The sequence below is a fragment of the Pantoea sp. sgz302252 genome, from assembly GCF_042610525.1.
In the GTDB taxonomy this organism is placed as follows: domain Bacteria; phylum Pseudomonadota; class Gammaproteobacteria; order Enterobacterales; family Enterobacteriaceae; genus Erwinia.
The window spans coordinates 96,313-112,500 of sequence record NZ_JBHDVM010000001.1 but is presented as its reverse complement, the minus strand read 5'-3'; the positions used below and the strand labels follow the sequence as shown (position 1 = coordinate 112,500).

The window sequence follows — 16,188 nt, the reverse complement described above, 5'->3', positions numbered from 1 at the left end:
ACGAGGAAAAAATTTTCAGGTGTGGCGCGACGACAGGTCGCCGGGATGAGAAAGAGGATGCGTAAGAGGGGTATTCGGTGCCGTTTCCTTTTGCATAATCTCTGCACGCCACGTGCAGTCTGTCTCACCTCGTTGCCACACAGGTAACAACATCAGCATTGAGTATAGTCACTGATAACAGCTCTGCCAGACGCGTTAGCGCCACCAGGCCTTGCGTTACGCCTTTAACATGGCAAATAAACAGGGAAAAAACCCCAGGAGTAATACGAAATTGTGAAAATTTTGGAAAAAACAGGAGAGATGGTATTGAAATGTTAATTTTAGCGGCAGAGCCCGTCAGGCAACGGGCGACATCCATAGCGTGTTCAGATTGTAATGGCTCCAGGTGTCCGCTTCTTCCGGCCCGGCAATGCTATCCCAACAGTAGCGATCGGCCAGATCGACGACTTCCGGTCGCAGCATATGGTTAGCCGAAAGCGAATAGAAGACGCAAACTTTGGGAAGTAACAGCGAACCTTCACCGGGTTCAATTACTACGGCCACACGCCCGGAGGCCAGACGCACAATGGATCCCACCGGATAGATGCCGACAGCCTTAACAAACGCGTAGAAAATTTTTCGGTCAAAATGCCCTTCCCAGCTCGCCATCTGGTGCATAGCGCTGGCCGGATTCCAGCCCGCTTTATAAGGCCGGTTGGAAGTCACGGCGTCGTAAACGTCGCAAATCGCCGCCATCCGCGCCAGCTGAGAGATGTCATTGCCCTTCAGGCCGTGCGGATAGCCGCTGCCGTTGACTTTTTCGTGATGGTGCAGCGCCACGTCGAGCACTGCCGCCTCGCCGCCGCTGCGGCGCAGCAGATCTTCGCCCAGTACCGGATGCAGTTTCATCACATCGAACTCTTCATCCGTCAGCTTGCCGGGTTTATTTAAAATTTCCAGCGAGATCCCTGCTTTGCCGACATCGTGGAGCAGCCCTGCCGTGCCGGCCAGGCGCGTTTGTTCATCGTCAAGGTTAAGCTGGCGGGCAAGCGACACCATCAGTGCGCAAACGGCTACAGAGTGTAGGTAGGTATAGTCGTCATGAGTTTTTAACCGCACTACGCTGAGCAGTGCTGCCGGATGGCGGCTAAGCGAACCGCCGATCTCGTCAACCAATGGCAGCGTGCTGCCGGTATCGATAGTTTTGCCGAGGCGCGCATCGCTGAACATGCTCATCACCTGGCCTTTAGCGTGCAGGCAAATCGCCTGCGCCTGGGCAATCTCTTCGTGCATGCCGGTAGTCTGCGGCAGCGACTGCTGTTCATGAAGCGGATCCGCCCGATCCGGCCCGCGCCCCTTTTCGCAATCGATCCAGACTTCTTTAATGCCGCTTTCCGCGATAACGTCTATTTGCTGCTGCGTGGTAAGCAACATGTGGTTACGAACCAGCGGGTGCTTGAGCCAGAAAACCTCCAGCTTGTGCACGTACATGCCGATACGTAACTCGTGTGTCTGAATTCTTATTATCATTCCGCCTCTCCTGCCCCTCCTGCCTTTTCCTCCATTCAGCACAGGTATCGGCTACGCTGAAAAAACCTTCAGCGTTTGCGGACGGTAATTTGTATTTTTACTGTTAATTTACATTCTGGCAGGTAAGGTCGGGAAGGCTCAGGCTGTGAGCAAGAAAAGACTAGTGGATCACGTTATCGTCATTGGCAGATCGGCGCGTCATCCCGTCGCCCGAATTCATTTGGGCGCTACGGATTTCTCTGATCGCAGCAAGGCAGGCTTTACGGCGGGCTTCGTCGGTCTGACGGGCAGCCAGCGCGCGGAGTTCCTGAATAAGGGAAGCGGGATTCAAAGGACGCTGCTGTTCCAGGATCGCAAGGGTTGCGTCTCCCAGCATGATTTCCTTTAATTTTTCAGATTGGCGATGATCCATGGAGGCTTCTCTGGCTGTGTATTACATGCCATGGGGCTCGCTTTTCGCGACGGCCAGGACTGGATACCTTAGCCGACGCGAAAAGATAAAGCAGGCCGAACGAACAGCGGGCATAGCAAAAACGTCAACGGGTTTGATCAGACTTCGCGGCCGAACAGCAGGGCAATAAGCTCATGGTGATGCTTTTCCAGCTCGGGCTGCTTGATCTCAGCCAGGCGGCTTAGCAATCTGGCGCAGATGGACTGGCGGTTAACCGTTATGCCGGATTTCAGAACTTCCATCACTACCTGACCCAGCGTTTCCTGGTGCGAAGGCACAGCGGCATCTTGCGTGTTGAAGTAAAGGCTAATGTCCGCTGTTGGTGTGTTGATACTGTCCTGACGCATAATGGATCCTCTTAAGCAGGTGAAAAAATGCCCGAAGGGGGGATAAATATTCTACCCTGTACAGATTTCTAAATCATGTACAACATCTTAAGAATCTGAGTCGCGGATTTTTTGCAAAAAATGCTATTTTGAGACAAAGCAAAGCGCATTTGGTCACAAATTAGCTAAAAATTGCTAACTATTCCCCTGAAAGCTTAGCAGGTTATAACAAGAGCGCCGTTTTTCGGCTGAAATTCGGAAAAGTTGTACAAGGCAGTGGCCGGATAAGGGAGAACCTGAGTTCTCCCTGGCGTTGAAGACAAAGTATGTCGGTGGTGGCTCAGGAGGCCTGAGCTCCCCCCGAGCGATGATGAACCTACTTCTTCGGAATATTCACGGCGGATTTCCCCACCGTTTCGTTTTCAATCGGCGCTACCGCACCTAAATCGGTGCCGGTTACCGGATTTACCGCCGGATCGGAAGCGGTACGCGCGGCCAGATTATCCAAATCGGTTTTCTGATCGCCCGGTAAAGTTACGCTGGCCAGCCCGTCGCCACCGTCCACCGCTGGCTGGGGTTCGGCCACATAGGTAAAGTTTTCGTCCGAGTTCCAGCTTCCGCGCGCCTCGCCGCCTTCCGACATGTTGTAATAAACATTGGCGTATTGCTCAATGGGCGGCAGTTTGCCCGCCGGAAAGTTATTGCGAATGGAGTAAAGCGCTTTTTCAAAGGAGATCTGATGTGCGACTTCTCGGGTCATCAGGAAGCCCAGCGCATCTTTTACGCCCGGATCGTCCGTTACGTTAATCAGACGCTCATAGAGGATTTTGGCGCGCGCTTCGGCAGCAATGTTGGAACGTAAGTCGGCGGTAGGTTCGCCAATGGTATCAATATAGGCCGCCGTCCAGGGCACGCCGCCAGAGTTAGTCAGCGCCGGGCCGCCGCCGTAAAGGATAGAAGTCAGATGGCTGTCGTTACCGTTGCCGGTAATAGAACGATAAAGCTCGCCCTCTTCTTCCGTGCCCTCAGCCAGTTTGCCTTTGGCACCCTTGTTCAACATGCCCACCAGCGAACCGATAATTTCCAGGTGGCTCAGCTCTTCGGTGGCGATATCCATCAGCATATCGCGGCGTCCTACATCTTCATCTGCCAGCCCCTGAGTAAAATAGCGGCAGGCCGCAGCCAGCTCGCCCTGTGGACCGCCGAACTGTTCCAGCAGCAGGTTAGCCAGGCCCGGATTCGGCTCGGCGACGCGAACAGTGTACTGCAATTGTTTTACGTGTCTGAACATAGCTCACTCCAGTCAAAAAAAGGCCTGCGGCGGCCTGCTCTGTGGCAGGCCTTGCCGATCGACTGGTTTTCATACCTGAGTATGGCGATAAGGAGCGCTGCCCCTACCGAAAAGCTGCAACAACATTCAGGTTTAAAAACCACACAACAAGCATAGTTTAATTTCGACTGGCGCAAGGCAAAGAGAGGGAAAACGTTACCACCGCAGGAGGAATATCACAGGATTTACCAAGCGTAGACCCTGTATAACCCAGGATAATTGGCACCGGGCACGACCCCGTGATAGCTGCCGCTTTATTAAAAACCCGCTGAATATAATGATAATTTGTGCGAAATCGCTCCTGGCTGGCCTGCGAGGGTTTTGCATGGTCTATGCTTGCCCTCGGGTTTTAACTTTGAGGAGAAAGCAATGAAGTACAGAAAACTGGGCCATTCCGGCCTGATGGTTTCTGAGCTGACGCTCGGTACGTTAACCTTTAACGGCCAGGCCGGGTTTGAAAAAACCGGCAATGTCGATGTGCGCCAGGCCCGCCGTTTTATTGAGATAGCGCTGGAACAGGGCGTGAATACCGTGGATACCGCCGATCTCTATTCCAAAGGCGGCGCGGAGGAGACGCTGGGCGAAGCGCTGGGCGGCAATCGCCAACGCGTTATCCTCGCCACCAAAGCCCGCAGCCCGATGAGCGAAGATCCCAACGACAGCGGCGCCACGCGCTTTCACTTAATTAAGTCCTGTGAAAACAGCCTGAAGCGGCTAAAGACCGATCATATTGATCTCTATCAGATCCATAACTGGGATGGCGTCACGCCGGTAGAAGAGACGCTGCGTGCGCTGGAAGATTTGGTTAAAAGCGGCAAAATCCGCTATTTTGGCACCTCGAACTACACCGGCTGGCAGATGATGAAAACGCTGGGCTGCGCCGAAGTTAACCAGCTTCTGAAACCCGTTAGCCAGCAAATCTATTACACGCCGGAATCCCGCGAAGCGGAGTTCGAGCTGCTGCCGATGGCGCTGGATCAGAATATCGGCACGCTGATTTGGGGGCCAATGGGCGAAGGTCTGCTGACCGGCACCGTGCAGCGCGGCCAAAAAACGCCTGCTACTTCCCGTCAGGGCAACGGCTGGCCTGAACCCTATGTGCACGATATGGAACATGCCTGGAAGGTGATCGATGTGCTGACGGAAGTAGGCAAAGAGCATAATGTCTCAACCGCGCGGGTCTGTCTCGCCTGGCTGCTGACGCGCCCGGGCATTACTTCGCTGATCGTCGGCAACCGCACCGAGCAGCATTTGCAGGATAATCTGGCCGCAGCGGATCTGAAGCTGAGCGACGAGCAAATTAAACGAATTGAACAGGCGACCCGTCCGGCCCCGCGCTATCCATACTGGCACCGCTTCACCAGCGGCATGGACAGGCTGGATCCGGCGGAGAAAGTGTTCCTGGACGAATACCAGCAGACGCTGGACGCCCGCAAGGATCTGGAGAGTAAATAAACTTTCCGCTTATAGCGAGCCCGCCCGCCGGGCTCGCTGTAATGTCGCATTTCGTCTGGGCTTCCCACCACTACGCTTTCTCATTTTCTCTGCCTACCTTCCTTTTGCACCGCCGGTAGCCATTTACCGCCCGAGCGCAGCGGCACAGCTATACTCAAGCAAAAACAGGAGAGCACCATGAAACTTGCTGTATTTGATATTGGCGGTACCTCGTTAAAAATGGGCGTAGTGACGGATAAAGGCGATATGCTGACCAGCGATAAAGCAGATAATGCCGGGACGCGCGAAGCCATCCTGCAAGATATTCTGGACTGGCTGCAAAAGAATCCGGGCTGCGAAGGCATTGCCGTCAGCGTGCCGGGCTATGTCGATCCCCGCCGCGGCTATATCTCTATGGGCGGTACGGTCAGAGCCTTTGACGATTTTCATCTCAGCAAGTGGCTGACGGAAAAAACCTCGCTGCCTGCAACGGTGGAAAACGATGCGCACTGTGCGCTACTCGCCGAACGCTGGCTGGGTAAAGCACAGTCAATGTCCGACTTTTTGATGATAACTATCGGCACCGGATTAGGCGGCGCGGCCTTTTGCAACGACGCGCTGATACGAGGCAAGGCGGATCGCGCTGGCGAATTCGGCTGCCTGCTGGTGGCTCGCCCCGCTGGCGGCAGCGTCAGCCGCTATACCATGGGCGATAACTGCACCATGACCGCGCTGCGGGAGAGCTACGCGCTACATACAGGACGCTCTGCCGATGAGGTCAGCGGTAAAGAGGTTTTTTCCGCCTGGGACGATAAAGAGCCGATAGCTGCGAGGCTGGTCACCACTTTTTATCAGGATCTCTGCGCCGGTATTTATAATCTGGCGAACACTTTCGATCCCGAGTGTATTTTCCTTGGCGGCGGCATTACCGAACGGGAGGCTTTTCTGGAAGAAGTGCAGTTTCATCTGGCCTGGTTTGGCAAGGCTATTCCGATTGATACCGCCACCTTCGGCAACGATTCCGGCATGCTGGGCGCGGCTTACCACTTTTTGCAAAGCCGCCGTTAATGCGAACGGCGAGTGGTTAAAGCCAGCGACCAGCGTTCACGGTGGCAGCGCGGGCAGTTTAGCTGCTGCTGCGCCTGTAACCGCTGCGTCAACCCGCAGTGGTTGCAGGCGTACAGCCCTTCTGCCGGGATCAGCGTATAATCCTGCCGGTGTTCGGGCGGCAGCACGGAAAGCCCGGGCCGCACTTTATCGTCGTCATAGTAGTAGGCGCTGATATCGCCATCCAGCTCAATAAGCGCCAGGCGGATCTGACCGAGATGCTCCACGCCTTCCTGACGCAGTTCCATAAAGAATTCATCTTCGGAAATGTTTAACCCGTCCAGGCTATCAAGCTTGTAAAGGCCATCCTGAATCAGCGTAATCACCTCGCCTTCTATCCATTTAGACATTCGCGCGCTACGCGCAGTTAAAAAAGTGGTGAATCTGTAGAGCGCCAGCAGCACCACAAACACCATAGCCACGGGCAGTACCGGCACATCATCGTAGAAGGTTACATCGCCGGAAGCAGAGCCCAGCGTCAGGACGATCACCAGTTCGAACAGGGAAAGCTGGCGAATGCCGCGCCTGCCGGAAATTTTCAGAAAAGCGAAAACCACGATATAGGCAAAAAGGACACGTACCGCCACTTCGCCTAAAAAGGTGACGGAGAGATCGTTTAAGAAAAAACGGTGCCAGTCGAAAGAAAACATAAGCCTGTGTAATTATCCTGGTAAAGTAATAGCCGAAGCCTGACGGCACAGAGTATATCCTGCGCTTTTGTTTTGTGCATAAAAGCTACGACAACTGCGCAATCGAGTGCCAAATCAGGATTTAATTTCACTTAAGACAAAAAGCGTTCGTTATTCCCTCAGGGCGAAACTATTATTTTTTCTTGAGCGTTGCCGCCACGTTGATTAATAGCGCTCTTAGTGTGACAAAACAGGTAAATTTCCTGTAATTTCAGCCTGTTCCTGGAAAGTTCCGCGCAATGCCTTGCCTGAGGCAGGCGTTCGACGATACTGTATATATAAACAGTCAATCTGGAACGCCCATTATGCAGCTGATTTCACCTGCTGAATTTACGGAAGATCTTTTTTTACCGCTTTTTATTGAGCGCGTGCCCTGCGGCTTTCCCAGCCCGGCGCAGGATTATATTGAAGACCGCCTGGACCTGAATAAGCTGGTGCTGCGCCACCCCAGCGCCACCTATTTTATTAAGGTCAGCGGCGATTCGATGATTGAGGCCGGTATCGCTCATGATGACCTGCTGGTGGTGGATCGCTCGCTGACAGCGGAGCATGGCGATATTGTGGTTGCGGCGGTCGGCGGCGAATTTACCGTTAAGGAGCTGCGCATCCGCCCTTTTCTGCAGCTAATGCCGCGCAACCGCCACTATTCGCCCATCGTTTTTCAGGATGCTGAAGAGCTGGAAATTTTTGGCGTGGTCACTTTTATTCTTAAATCGACCAAAAATGTTCGCGCTGGTTGACGTTAATAGCTTTTATACCTCGTGCGAAACGGTGTTCCGGCCCGATCTGCGGGGAAAGCCCGTGGTGGTGGTCTCCAACAACGACGGCTGTATTATTTCCCGTTCGGCCGAGGCAAAGGCGCTGGGCATTAAAATGGGCGAGCCTTATTTTAAAATTAAAAAGGCGCTTCAGCGGCAGCGGGTGCAGGTTTTCAGCTCTAACTACGCGCTCTATGCCGATCTCAGCCATCGGGTAATGACTATTCTGGCAGAACTGGCACCCTCGACCGAGATCTACTCTATCGACGAAGCCTTTATGGATTTAACCGGCGTCAGCAACTGCATGGCGCTGGAGGCGTTTGGCCGCGAGGTGCGGCAGCAGGTTTTACGTTCCACCGGCCTGACGGTCGGCGTCGGCATCGCGCCGACCAAAACCCTGGCCAAGCTGGCGAACTATGCGGCCAAAAAGTGGAGTAAAACTGGCGGCGTGGTCGATCTTTCCGATCCGGCGCGCCAGCGCAGGCTGCTGCCGCTGGTGCCGGTCGAAGAGGTGTGGGGCATCGGCAGGCGCGTCGGCAAGCGGCTACAGCTGATGGGCATCAAAAACGCGCTGGAGCTGGCCGACAGTTCCATCCCGACCATTCGTAAACACTTCAGCGTGGTGATGGAGAGAACAGTGCGCGAGCTGCGCGGCGAATCCTGCCTGGCGATAGAAGAGCTTGCGCCCACCAAACAACAGATCGTCTGTAGCCGCTCTTTCGGTCATCGCGTCACCGACTACAACGATATGCATCAGGCGATCTGCGCCTGGGCGGAACGCGCGGCGGAGAAGCTGCGAAAAGAAAAGCAGTACTGCCGCTTTATCAGCGTTTTTATCCGCACCAGCCCGCATGACGACAGCACCTATAATAACCAGGCTTCCGGCAGGCTGCTGCTGCCCTCCAACGATACCCGCGATATTATCCGCGTAGCGACCGAGGCGCTGGGCAGGATCTGGCTGGAAGGCGAGCGTTATATCAAAGCGGGCGTGATGCTGAGCGATTTTTACAGCGAAGGCGTGGCGCAATACGATCTCTTCGCCGAAACACAGCCGAAAGCCAACAGCGCGGCGCTGATGAGCGTGATTGACGGGCTAAACCAGTCCGGCAAAGGAAAAATCTGGTTCGCCGGTCAGGGCATTGAGAAAAGCTGGTCAATGAAGCGCGAGATGCTTTCGCCTGCCTGGACCACGCGCTACAGCGATTTGCCGGTGGCGAAGTGAAGATTGCCGTTGAGAAGCGCGCCAGCACAGAGTAAAAACGATCGGCATCCTTGTCGATTGAAGTAGCCAATGGCCCAGGCCGGTCATACCAAATCGTCTGTCCAACCGTATAAAGCGGGAGAAACGATCTCCCGCGAGGTGAACGAGCTGATGTTACATTGCTATAAAAAGCGTTGCATTGTTGCTGTCGCAACCAGTTTTTTAGGCACTAAAAATTGTGGTCGATACAGTAGCGAGAGCGCGCCATCAAGCTCTTCGCTATCTTTAGCACCCAAAATTATTTCCTGACCCTGCGGTGATAATTTTCTGGCCGAGCGGATAATATTTAATGCCAATCCTTCTTTAAAATGTTCCCTGGAGAAAACCACCTCTTTAGGATGGCTGGCAATTTTTTCACGCAATAAAGCGTTGGTATCCTCCCGGCTAAAAATCTGATTAAGCGTACTTTCTGAGGTAGTGCGCTGTTCAAAAAGCAATGTGTCATTGATTTGCACATGAGAATACTTCATATATTTGTAACCGCTCGCTTTGTTAAGTGGCATATTATATTTAATATGCCCAAAGCGGCTTGATTGCCTGTTCTCGGTGCGTCCTACGCCCAAAGAAAAGAAGGCAAAATCATCCGTTTTTAAATATTCAATATCAATATCCATGGTATTTTCAGTGGAAAATTCGATACCTTTCTTTTGCAACTCCTTTCTTGAGCGAAAGGTAACATTGCCATTTTCAGAAAAATCACGGGTCGAAAAATGTGTCAGGTAAAATTCTGCCTGCTGAAAACGTTGGGAAAAGCTGGCTTCACTGGCTGAAAGTTTACCTAACCCGGTTTTCAGTCTGGAGATATTTTCATTACTGACAGCATTAAGCGTATCCAGATCCTTTATTTTTCCTTGCCAATATCTCCCACCCCGCATATTTTGATAGCTTTTATTCGCCCGAGATTTCGTTCTGTAATTTTCAAAAGCTTTTAAAGGATTGAGCGTAAATAAACCCTGTTCGTCTTTTCCGGATAATGGATTATTCCGCACCATCCTGTATAAATTCAGCCCGTCAAGGGTTCCGGCCGGATCGGCGCTCAGCCAGCGTCCTGCCCACGGCTGATAATAACGGAACCCATAATAATAAAGTCCAGTGGCGTCGCGCTCTTTGCCCGAGTAGCGCACGGTTTTGTAGTCCGCCTCGACTTTACTGCGCGCCATCCACACCGCCGTACCGCCGTAGGGATAGTACTCCTCCATGCTGATAAGGCTGCCGTTGCCGTCCACCTCCAGTCCGCTACTGCCCAGTAAATTATCGTAGCTGTAGCGCAGCTGATCGTTGCCGATGTCGTCTGGTTTACCCGCTTCCCAGTGCAGCGCCCGAACCTGCGCGCGCCCCGCTTCACCCAGACTGATAACGTGCAGGCGCTCTTTCTCCGTGGCGCCGGTAGTCAGCGTCCGTAGCTCCAGCCCCGGCAGATAAACGACCCGCTGCGTCTGCCCGCTGTTGCCGCTCTGCTGCATGCTGATTTTGCTGATGCGCTGTCCGGCTGCATCATAGCGATAGCTTTCGCTGTCGGCGGCCTGACCGTCGCGCACCACCGGCGTGACCTTAAGCAGCTCGCCGCGCGACGTCCACATCAGGCTCTGGCCTGGCTGCAACGCGATTTGCTGGCCGCCCAGCGTAAACAGTGCGTCCACCTTCGTTGCATCTTCCGTCAGCGTGCTCAATACCGCGCGATTGCTGCGATTGCTGACCGTCATCGCCGTAGTGTAGCTGTTGCCGCTGGCTGGAGCAGAATGGCGGATTTGCGTCAGATTGCCGCCGCTGTCATAAGCGTAGGTACGCGTATAAGTGGTAAAGGCGGAAGAGTCTGAAGCGAGCGGCGCAACGGCAGGCGAAGATGCGCCCTGTTGGCCGATGCCGACCCTTTCGCGGCCAGTGGCCGAGACCAGCTGATAGAGGCTGTCATAGACGTAGCGATTTTCCGGCACGATTTTCTGGTTGCGCCAGAAGCGAGTTTGCTCCGCATCGTTGGTGAGGTTAAGCACATTGCCCACCGGATCGTATTCATAACGCAGATCCTGAAGTACTTTCGGGCCCGCCGCATGGCCGGACGGCCGTTCGGTTTTCATCCCCGTCAGGCGCTGCGTTTCCGGCTCATAGCGGTAAGTCGTGACCACGCCGTTGCCGTGCTCCTCACGCAGCTTCTGCCCCGCCGCCGAGTAAGTCAGCGAGGTCAGGATAGCCTGCTCCGCCCCGCCTTTTAACGTCAGCCAGCTACCTGACAGCAGGCCAGCGACATCATACGCCAGTCGCTGCACGTTGCCTTTTGCATCAATCGTGGTCAGCGGCGCGCCGGTCGCATCCAGAGTGCTTTGGGTGGTAAAGCGCTCCGCCGCCAGCATAGCGTTCCAGCCCGAAACATCGGTTCCTTGCCAGTCGGCAGCAAAATCCTCGGTCAACAGCCGCCGCGTGGTCGCCAGCGGCACGCCGGTCAGGGAAAGGCTTTCAGTTTGCTGTAAACCGGCGGTATCGTAATGGCTGATACAGTTCCCGGCCAGGTTGTTCGCCTTTTCCGCCGGACTATTGCCTGCCCAAATAAAACGTTCTTCCGTGCGGACCGCCTCGCCTGCGCCCTGCGCTGTCATGCTCAGCGGACGGCCTGGCAGGCTGGCGTCCTCATACTGCCAGCGTCGCGTGGTGGCTGAAGCGGTAATACTGAAACAGGGTCGTCCGGCGATATCATTGAGGTTAACGACCACGCCAGCATCGACGCTGGTGGTGCATATTGGCTCATTTTGCAGCGTATGCAGATAAACAAAATTGGGTTTTACCTCGCTGTCGGTCTGCTGCAAGGCATAGAGGCGAGCATCAATGCTTTGCACCAGCGCGCCACGAGCATTAATACTATGACGGGTAAGGTATTCTTCGGTGACGTCCGGCGTATCCGGATGTCGGTAATAACGAATATCTCGCACGCTTTGGCCACGATTATCGATCACGGTGACCACCGGCGTTTTACTGTACAAGAGGGGGTTCATAGGGAATACCTTCAAGGGTAAAGCAGCGGCAGAGAAGCTGCCGCTGTGGGTTCAATGATGGCTCTGCGTATCAGCTCGCGGTCGCCGCCGTGTCGTTTTCATCTTCGCTGACCACAAACCACGGCGTGAGCAAACTCCGCCGTAGCCAGCCTTTCGCCGTAACGACCTGGTATTCACGTCCCAGTGGATCGTAGTAGTGCGTGTCGGCGTAAAGATCCTGACGGGCGCTGTCGTCGCTGACATATTTCCAGCTGTTGAGAAAGTAAGGCTGATAGGTGCGTACTGGCTGGCCTTTATGGTCATACTCGGTGCGCCCGGAAACGGCCCAGCGAAAGCGGCTTTCCGCGACCGCGGGCCCGCCCTCCGTGCCGCCGATCAGCGAACCGTTGTCCGCTCGCTGCCAGGCTTCGCCGTCGGCCTGGCGCGAGGCGCTTTGCAGCACGCGGCCAAAGCCGTCGCTGAACGTAACCTGCTGACGGATCTGCTGCTGCGGATCGTTATCATAGCGGTCGGTCAGCAGCGTCAGGGCATGCGGTGGAATACGACTCTCCGCCGCCTGCATCCAGCTGTCGGTAACATAGACCAGGCACTGCGCGACGGGCAGCGGCGCGGTCAACGCCAGCGCTTCGTCAACGATTTTCGGCGCCACAAAGGCCGCCTCGCTGTAGCCCGCTGGCTCGCCGTTCTCCGTGCCGCTGAAACGCGTAGTTATAACGCGCCCCAATGCGTCCAGCGTGGCGATGTGTAGGTTATCGTTCACGTCCGTTATCCGCACCGGCGTCAAAAAGCGCCAGTCGTAGTCCGCCGTGGTGGTAAGTCCTGCGGCATCCTGTACCTGGGTAATAACACAGTCATGCGCATCCCGCGTGATGGTTACTGCGCCAGTAAGTAAGGTGGTGCGCGAGGCGCAAGGCAGCCAGAAATGGTCAGCGTCGTGCCAGGTGGTGTAGCCCTGACGAGCCGTCCATACCCCCTCTTCACCCGCTTGCGCAAACAGCCGTGCGGCCTGCTGATAGCCCGCCGCCCGTAGCTGCTCTGGCGTTACGTATGCCGTGATAGCCTGCACAATTTCCTTATCGAACACTGCCGTTTCGGTAAAGGCGACACGCGGCGGCCAGGCGGGCTGGATGGTGGTTTCCCCGTTTCGTTCGTCCAGCCAGACGATTTGCTGCTGTCCGGCGAAAACCTTCGTCTCTTCTGCCAGTAGCGCAGCGCTTTGCCGCAGCAATTCCAGGCTAACGCCACCGGACGGCACGGCGCTGGCCGAATGCGTGAAGATATCGCTGCGGACGGCGTTTGCTAAACCAGGTAACCAGCGATGAGCGGTCAAATTGGTCAGGTGGTGCCAGCTGCTTTGCTGTAACGTCAGACGCAAAAGCTGCTGCTGCGGATCGTAACTGCTGGCGAACAGCGTTTCCGGCAGGCTGTCGGGATAAGGACTTTCGGCAGGCTGCGGCCGACGCGGATAGTTGATGCTCACCTGCTTCAGCGGCTGTCCGAACTCGTCGCTGACCAGCAAGATTTGCTGTTCGCACTGCGGATCGCAGCTGACGCGTTCATAAACCCAGCTTCGGGTTTCCACTTCAGTCGCCCAGACTACGGGATAAATTCCCGCCGCCTGCACCAGCCTGACCTGCGGACGATGTTCGGTGACGCGGTAAGGCGTTGACGCCAGGTCGCTGTCGTCCAGGCCATAAAGTTCACTCCGCAGCGGCCTGCCCTGTAGCGCGCGGTTCAGCCAGCTGGCCGTTGCGTCGTCAGGATGATAAGCCTGTTCATCTTCTCCCCAGCCCAGGGTAAAGCGCGGCGTAAACGCCGCGTACGCTGCGCTGTCGCCCTGCCAGAACTCATCGGCCAGCCGCCCGTCCACTTCCGGCAGCCCGGTGGCATACCAGTTGCGCTGAAGCGAGGGAAAGGTCGGCGCTTTCGCCGTGCCGCGACTGGTCAAATGAGTGTCGAAGATATCGACACGGGCAAAGCCGCGCAGCTCGCGTTCGCGGCTATCCCAAACGCCGCGACGGTAGCGGACTTCGCTGACCAGCCGGTTGCCGGTAATCTCATCCGTCATCTGCGTTTTCCAGAGCGTATGCAGTGCAAACGGCAGGTAACAGAAAGGCGTCGCCTTGCCGCTAACGGCGGCCTCGGCTTTTTCATCCAGCCAGAACTGCGCGGAGCTGCGGTAAAACAGCTGATGACAGCTGCCCATATTATTATTGACGCCACAGAGCAGCCAGGGTTTTGCTTCGCTAAGATGACAAATCCAGCTGCGGGGCGTGGGGTGCGGCACCGTCAGCACAAAGCTGGCTATGCCAAGTCCCTGAACATCGGCCAGCTGCAGGCTGCATGTACGGTCATAACGGATGCCGGACGGCAAAGGGATGCTGAACGGCGCGGCGAAGCCGTTGCCGCTCTGATTCAGCCAGATTTCCAGCCGATCGCTGTGGGCGTAGATCAGATCCGTGGTGCCTGAACCATCGACGTCCGCCAGGCTGAGCTGGTCAGGATTAAAAGTGTCGTATGGCTGATTGAAGCCCGGCAGCTCAAGCGGCTGGCCGAAGCGGCCGTGCCCCAGGTTAGGCCAGCAGCGCACGCCGCCAGCGCGGATTTCCACCAGATGCTGCTGGCCGCTGCCCAACATGTCGCTGAAAGCGACCAGCGCGCGGGCATCCGCGCCCGCTATCGGCAACACTACGCCTGCGGACTGGACAACCGTTTCGCCCTGCCGCCAGCCATCGCCGGTACCGCCATACAGCCGCACGCTGGACGGCCCGATCAGCACCATGTCGGTTAATCCCCCGCCAAGAATATCCGCCAGCTGTGCCTGAGGATGACTGTACTCCACCGGCAGGGCCGACAGCGGCGTAAAGGGACGCCAGCTGCGCTCCGGCTCACGCTCATAGCGTCCCGCCACGCCCGGCAACGTCACAACCCATTCCAGACGACCATCGCCGTTCAGGTCGGTCAGCATGCCGTTATCACGCAGTGCGGGCACCACCGGCAGCGGCGTAGCTCGATCCCACGTAACGGCATCAGCCCTTTCTTCCGCCTGGCGTACCGGCGCACGATACCACCAGGCTTCGTTATCCTGATAAAGGATGCCCGCCAGGCCTTCGCCATGTAAATCGACCAGCTGATATTGCCCGCCGGTAAACTTCTGCAAATCGTCCCGCTGCTGCCAGGTTACGCTGGCGGGCGGCGTAAAGGTTTGCCAGTCAAAGGTCAGCGGCGGCAACGCCAGCGGCGAACCGTCCGATTCGTAGCCTGCCTGACGTACGCTTTGCAGCGTAGTGACCGCCGGGCTTTCCGCGTACTCCAGCAGCAGGCGCGCCACCAGCTCAGGCGTCTCGTCCTCGGCCGCTTTTCCAGCCAGTGTCGCCAAACGATGGTACATCAACACTTGGCGACACAGGCGCCGGGTACGGAGGTCAAAGCCATATTCATAGCTGGAGAAGCGGTCCTGGCGACAGAGCCAGCTGCCGCTGCCGGGCAGCAGCCAGCCTGGTTTCTCCGCCAGCGCCGTCCCGCGTTCGCCGTAATCCAGTACCAGCGTAAACAGCCAGTCTGCGGGCCTGGGCGCGGCGACCAGGCCCGGCAACGTGCGGCCCGCGGTGCTATTGCCGTACCAGGCAGCCACCAGATAGCGCTGAGCGGTGGCTTCAGGGTGAAGCGCCAGCTCAGACCTATCGCAGTGGAGATCGTCTTCCGCGCGATACTGATACCAGATCTGCTCGCCGGTGGCCGAGACGGAGGATTCCAGCAGCCAGACGGCATTTTTCGCCGGTTCGCGAGGATTTGCGATGCGCGCCTGCGGGTTACGCCCCAGCAGATGCACCTCGCCTTCCGGGCTATAAAGCAGCCAGAAATCGCTATTTTCCGCACGCCAGTACTCAAGGCGGCTGAAGCTGCTTTCCGTGCGCGAGCGGTAAGCGGTGACAAGGAATTCAGATTCCAGCGCCGTAGCGAAAAGCTCGCTGGAGCGGCGGATTTCCGGGCTGCTGTCGGCTTTCAACACGGGCACCAGTACGTCGCCTTCCGGGCCAAGAAATTCGTCGGCGCTGTCATAGCCGGGTACGCCCTTACGGGTGCGGCGGCGCACCGAAGCCAGCCCGGCCTGCCAGCCGATGCCGAACGCGCCGTTGCCGGCGCGGCTGTGGTAGCTTAACGCCAGCGGCGGCGCATAGCCCCGACCGGCGGAGACCGGCAGCGGAATGCTCAGCGACGCGGCACCGTCAGGCCCGGCGCCTGCCATATCGCTTTTAAGGCCGGAAATGGCCCCGCCGCCAGAGGGTAGCGTAGGCGTATTCACATCCAACCTGGATAAATTTTGCATAGAGAACTC

The 16,188-nt window shown here is 56.4% G+C and carries 11 protein-coding genes; 4 read left to right on the top strand and 7 right to left on the bottom strand.

The features are described 5' to 3' along the window. Positions 1–336: 336 nt before the first annotated feature. The 4 genes from ACETPC_RS00420 to ACETPC_RS00405 all read right to left on the bottom strand — a co-directional run bounded on the left by ACETPC_RS00420 (position 337) and on the right by ACETPC_RS00405 (position 3,577). Positions 337–1,509 (bottom strand): HD-GYP domain-containing protein, encoded by a 1,173-nt coding sequence (locus tag ACETPC_RS00420; RefSeq protein ID WP_380177539.1) that lies wholly within the window; start codon positions 1,507–1,509, stop codon positions 337–339. Positions 1,510–1,669: 160 nt separating this feature from the next. Then, positions 1,670–1,921 carry a hypothetical protein gene (locus tag ACETPC_RS00415; RefSeq protein ID WP_380177537.1) on the bottom strand — a complete coding sequence of 84 codons (252 nt, stop codon included), beginning with the start codon at positions 1,919–1,921 and terminating at the stop codon, positions 1,670–1,672. A 137-nt stretch (positions 1,922–2,058) separates the two neighbouring features. After that, positions 2,059–2,307: a regulatory protein YcgZ gene (ycgZ, locus tag ACETPC_RS00410; protein ID WP_380177535.1), complete on the bottom strand. Its 249-nt coding sequence runs from the start codon at positions 2,305–2,307 to the stop codon at positions 2,059–2,061. 355 nt (positions 2,308–2,662) lie between these two features. Next, the gene (locus tag ACETPC_RS00405) at positions 2,663–3,577 is read right to left on the bottom strand and encodes a manganese catalase family protein (RefSeq protein WP_380177533.1); all 915 of its coding nucleotides are present in this window, start codon (positions 3,575–3,577) and stop codon (positions 2,663–2,665) included. Between the two features lie 408 nt (positions 3,578–3,985). Here ACETPC_RS00405 and ACETPC_RS00400 point away from each other — a divergent pair, with 408 nt between their 5' ends. Both ACETPC_RS00400 and ACETPC_RS00395 read left to right on the top strand, forming a co-directional pair. Then, a complete protein-coding gene (locus tag ACETPC_RS00400; protein WP_380177532.1) occupies positions 3,986–5,071 on the top strand; it encodes an aldo/keto reductase in 1,086 nt (361 codons plus the stop codon). A gap of 177 nt (positions 5,072–5,248) precedes the next feature. Beyond that, positions 5,249–6,118, top strand: coding sequence for an ROK family protein (locus tag ACETPC_RS00395; RefSeq protein ID WP_380177530.1), 870 nt, complete (start codon positions 5,249–5,251; stop codon positions 6,116–6,118). Here ACETPC_RS00395 and ACETPC_RS00390 read toward each other — a convergent pair. Continuing rightward, positions 6,115–6,807, bottom strand: a complete 693-nt coding sequence (locus ACETPC_RS00390; RefSeq protein ID WP_380177528.1) for a DUF421 domain-containing protein — start codon at positions 6,805–6,807, stop codon at positions 6,115–6,117. The two genes, ACETPC_RS00395 and ACETPC_RS00390, sit on opposite strands and share 4 nt — an antisense overlap. A gap of 344 nt (positions 6,808–7,151) precedes the next feature. Here ACETPC_RS00390 and umuD point away from each other — a divergent pair, with 344 nt between their 5' ends. Together umuD and umuC are read left to right on the top strand one after the other, a co-directional pair. After that, positions 7,152–7,586 carry a translesion error-prone DNA polymerase V autoproteolytic subunit gene (gene umuD, locus ACETPC_RS00385; RefSeq protein ID WP_380177526.1) on the top strand — a complete coding sequence of 145 codons (435 nt, stop codon included), beginning with the start codon at positions 7,152–7,154 and terminating at the stop codon, positions 7,584–7,586. Then, positions 7,570–8,826, top strand: coding sequence for a translesion error-prone DNA polymerase V subunit UmuC (umuC, locus tag ACETPC_RS00380; protein ID WP_380177524.1), 1,257 nt, complete (start codon positions 7,570–7,572; stop codon positions 8,824–8,826). Before umuD ends, umuC begins: the two co-directional genes overlap by 17 nt. Positions 8,827–8,987: 161 nt before the next feature. Here umuC and ACETPC_RS00375 read toward each other — a convergent pair whose 3' ends face one another. Together ACETPC_RS00375 and ACETPC_RS00370 are read right to left on the bottom strand one after the other, a co-directional pair. Then, the gene (locus ACETPC_RS00375; RefSeq protein ID WP_380177522.1) at positions 8,988–11,849 is read right to left on the bottom strand and encodes an RHS repeat-associated core domain-containing protein; all 2,862 of its coding nucleotides are present in this window, start codon (positions 11,847–11,849) and stop codon (positions 8,988–8,990) included. Between the two features lie 70 nt (positions 11,850–11,919). Further along, positions 11,920–16,179, bottom strand: coding sequence for a SpvB/TcaC N-terminal domain-containing protein (locus tag ACETPC_RS00370; protein WP_380177520.1), 4,260 nt, complete (start codon positions 16,177–16,179; stop codon positions 11,920–11,922). Positions 16,180–16,188: the final 9 nt, after the last annotated feature.

What these genes read in the sequence shown, in the direction of transcription:
- ACETPC_RS00400 (WP_380177532.1), top strand. Translation starts at nt 3,986, where the DNA reads ATGAAGTACAGAAAACTGGGCCATTCCGGCCTGATGGTTTCTGAGCTG.
- ACETPC_RS00415 (WP_380177537.1), bottom strand. Translation starts at nt 1,921, where the DNA reads ATGGATCATCGCCAATCTGAAAAATTAAAGGAAATCATGCTGGGAGAC.
- ACETPC_RS00395 (WP_380177530.1), top strand. Translation starts at nt 5,249, where the DNA reads ATGAAACTTGCTGTATTTGATATTGGCGGTACCTCGTTAAAAATGGGC.
- ACETPC_RS00390 (WP_380177528.1), bottom strand. Translation starts at nt 6,807, where the DNA reads ATGTTTTCTTTCGACTGGCACCGTTTTTTCTTAAACGATCTCTCCGTC.
- ACETPC_RS00370 (WP_380177520.1), bottom strand. Translation starts at nt 16,179, where the DNA reads ATGCAAAATTTATCCAGGTTGGATGTGAATACGCCTACGCTACCCTCT.
- ACETPC_RS00375 (WP_380177522.1), bottom strand. Translation starts at nt 11,849, where the DNA reads ATGAACCCCCTCTTGTACAGTAAAACGCCGGTGGTCACCGTGATCGAT.
- ACETPC_RS00405 (WP_380177533.1), bottom strand. Translation starts at nt 3,577, where the DNA reads ATGTTCAGACACGTAAAACAATTGCAGTACACTGTTCGCGTCGCCGAG.
- umuC (WP_380177524.1), top strand. Translation starts at nt 7,570, where the DNA reads ATGTTCGCGCTGGTTGACGTTAATAGCTTTTATACCTCGTGCGAAACG.
- umuD (WP_380177526.1), top strand. Translation starts at nt 7,152, where the DNA reads ATGCAGCTGATTTCACCTGCTGAATTTACGGAAGATCTTTTTTTACCG.
- ycgZ (WP_380177535.1), bottom strand. Translation starts at nt 2,307, where the DNA reads ATGCGTCAGGACAGTATCAACACACCAACAGCGGACATTAGCCTTTAC.
- ACETPC_RS00420 (WP_380177539.1), bottom strand. Translation starts at nt 1,509, where the DNA reads ATGATAATAAGAATTCAGACACACGAGTTACGTATCGGCATGTACGTG.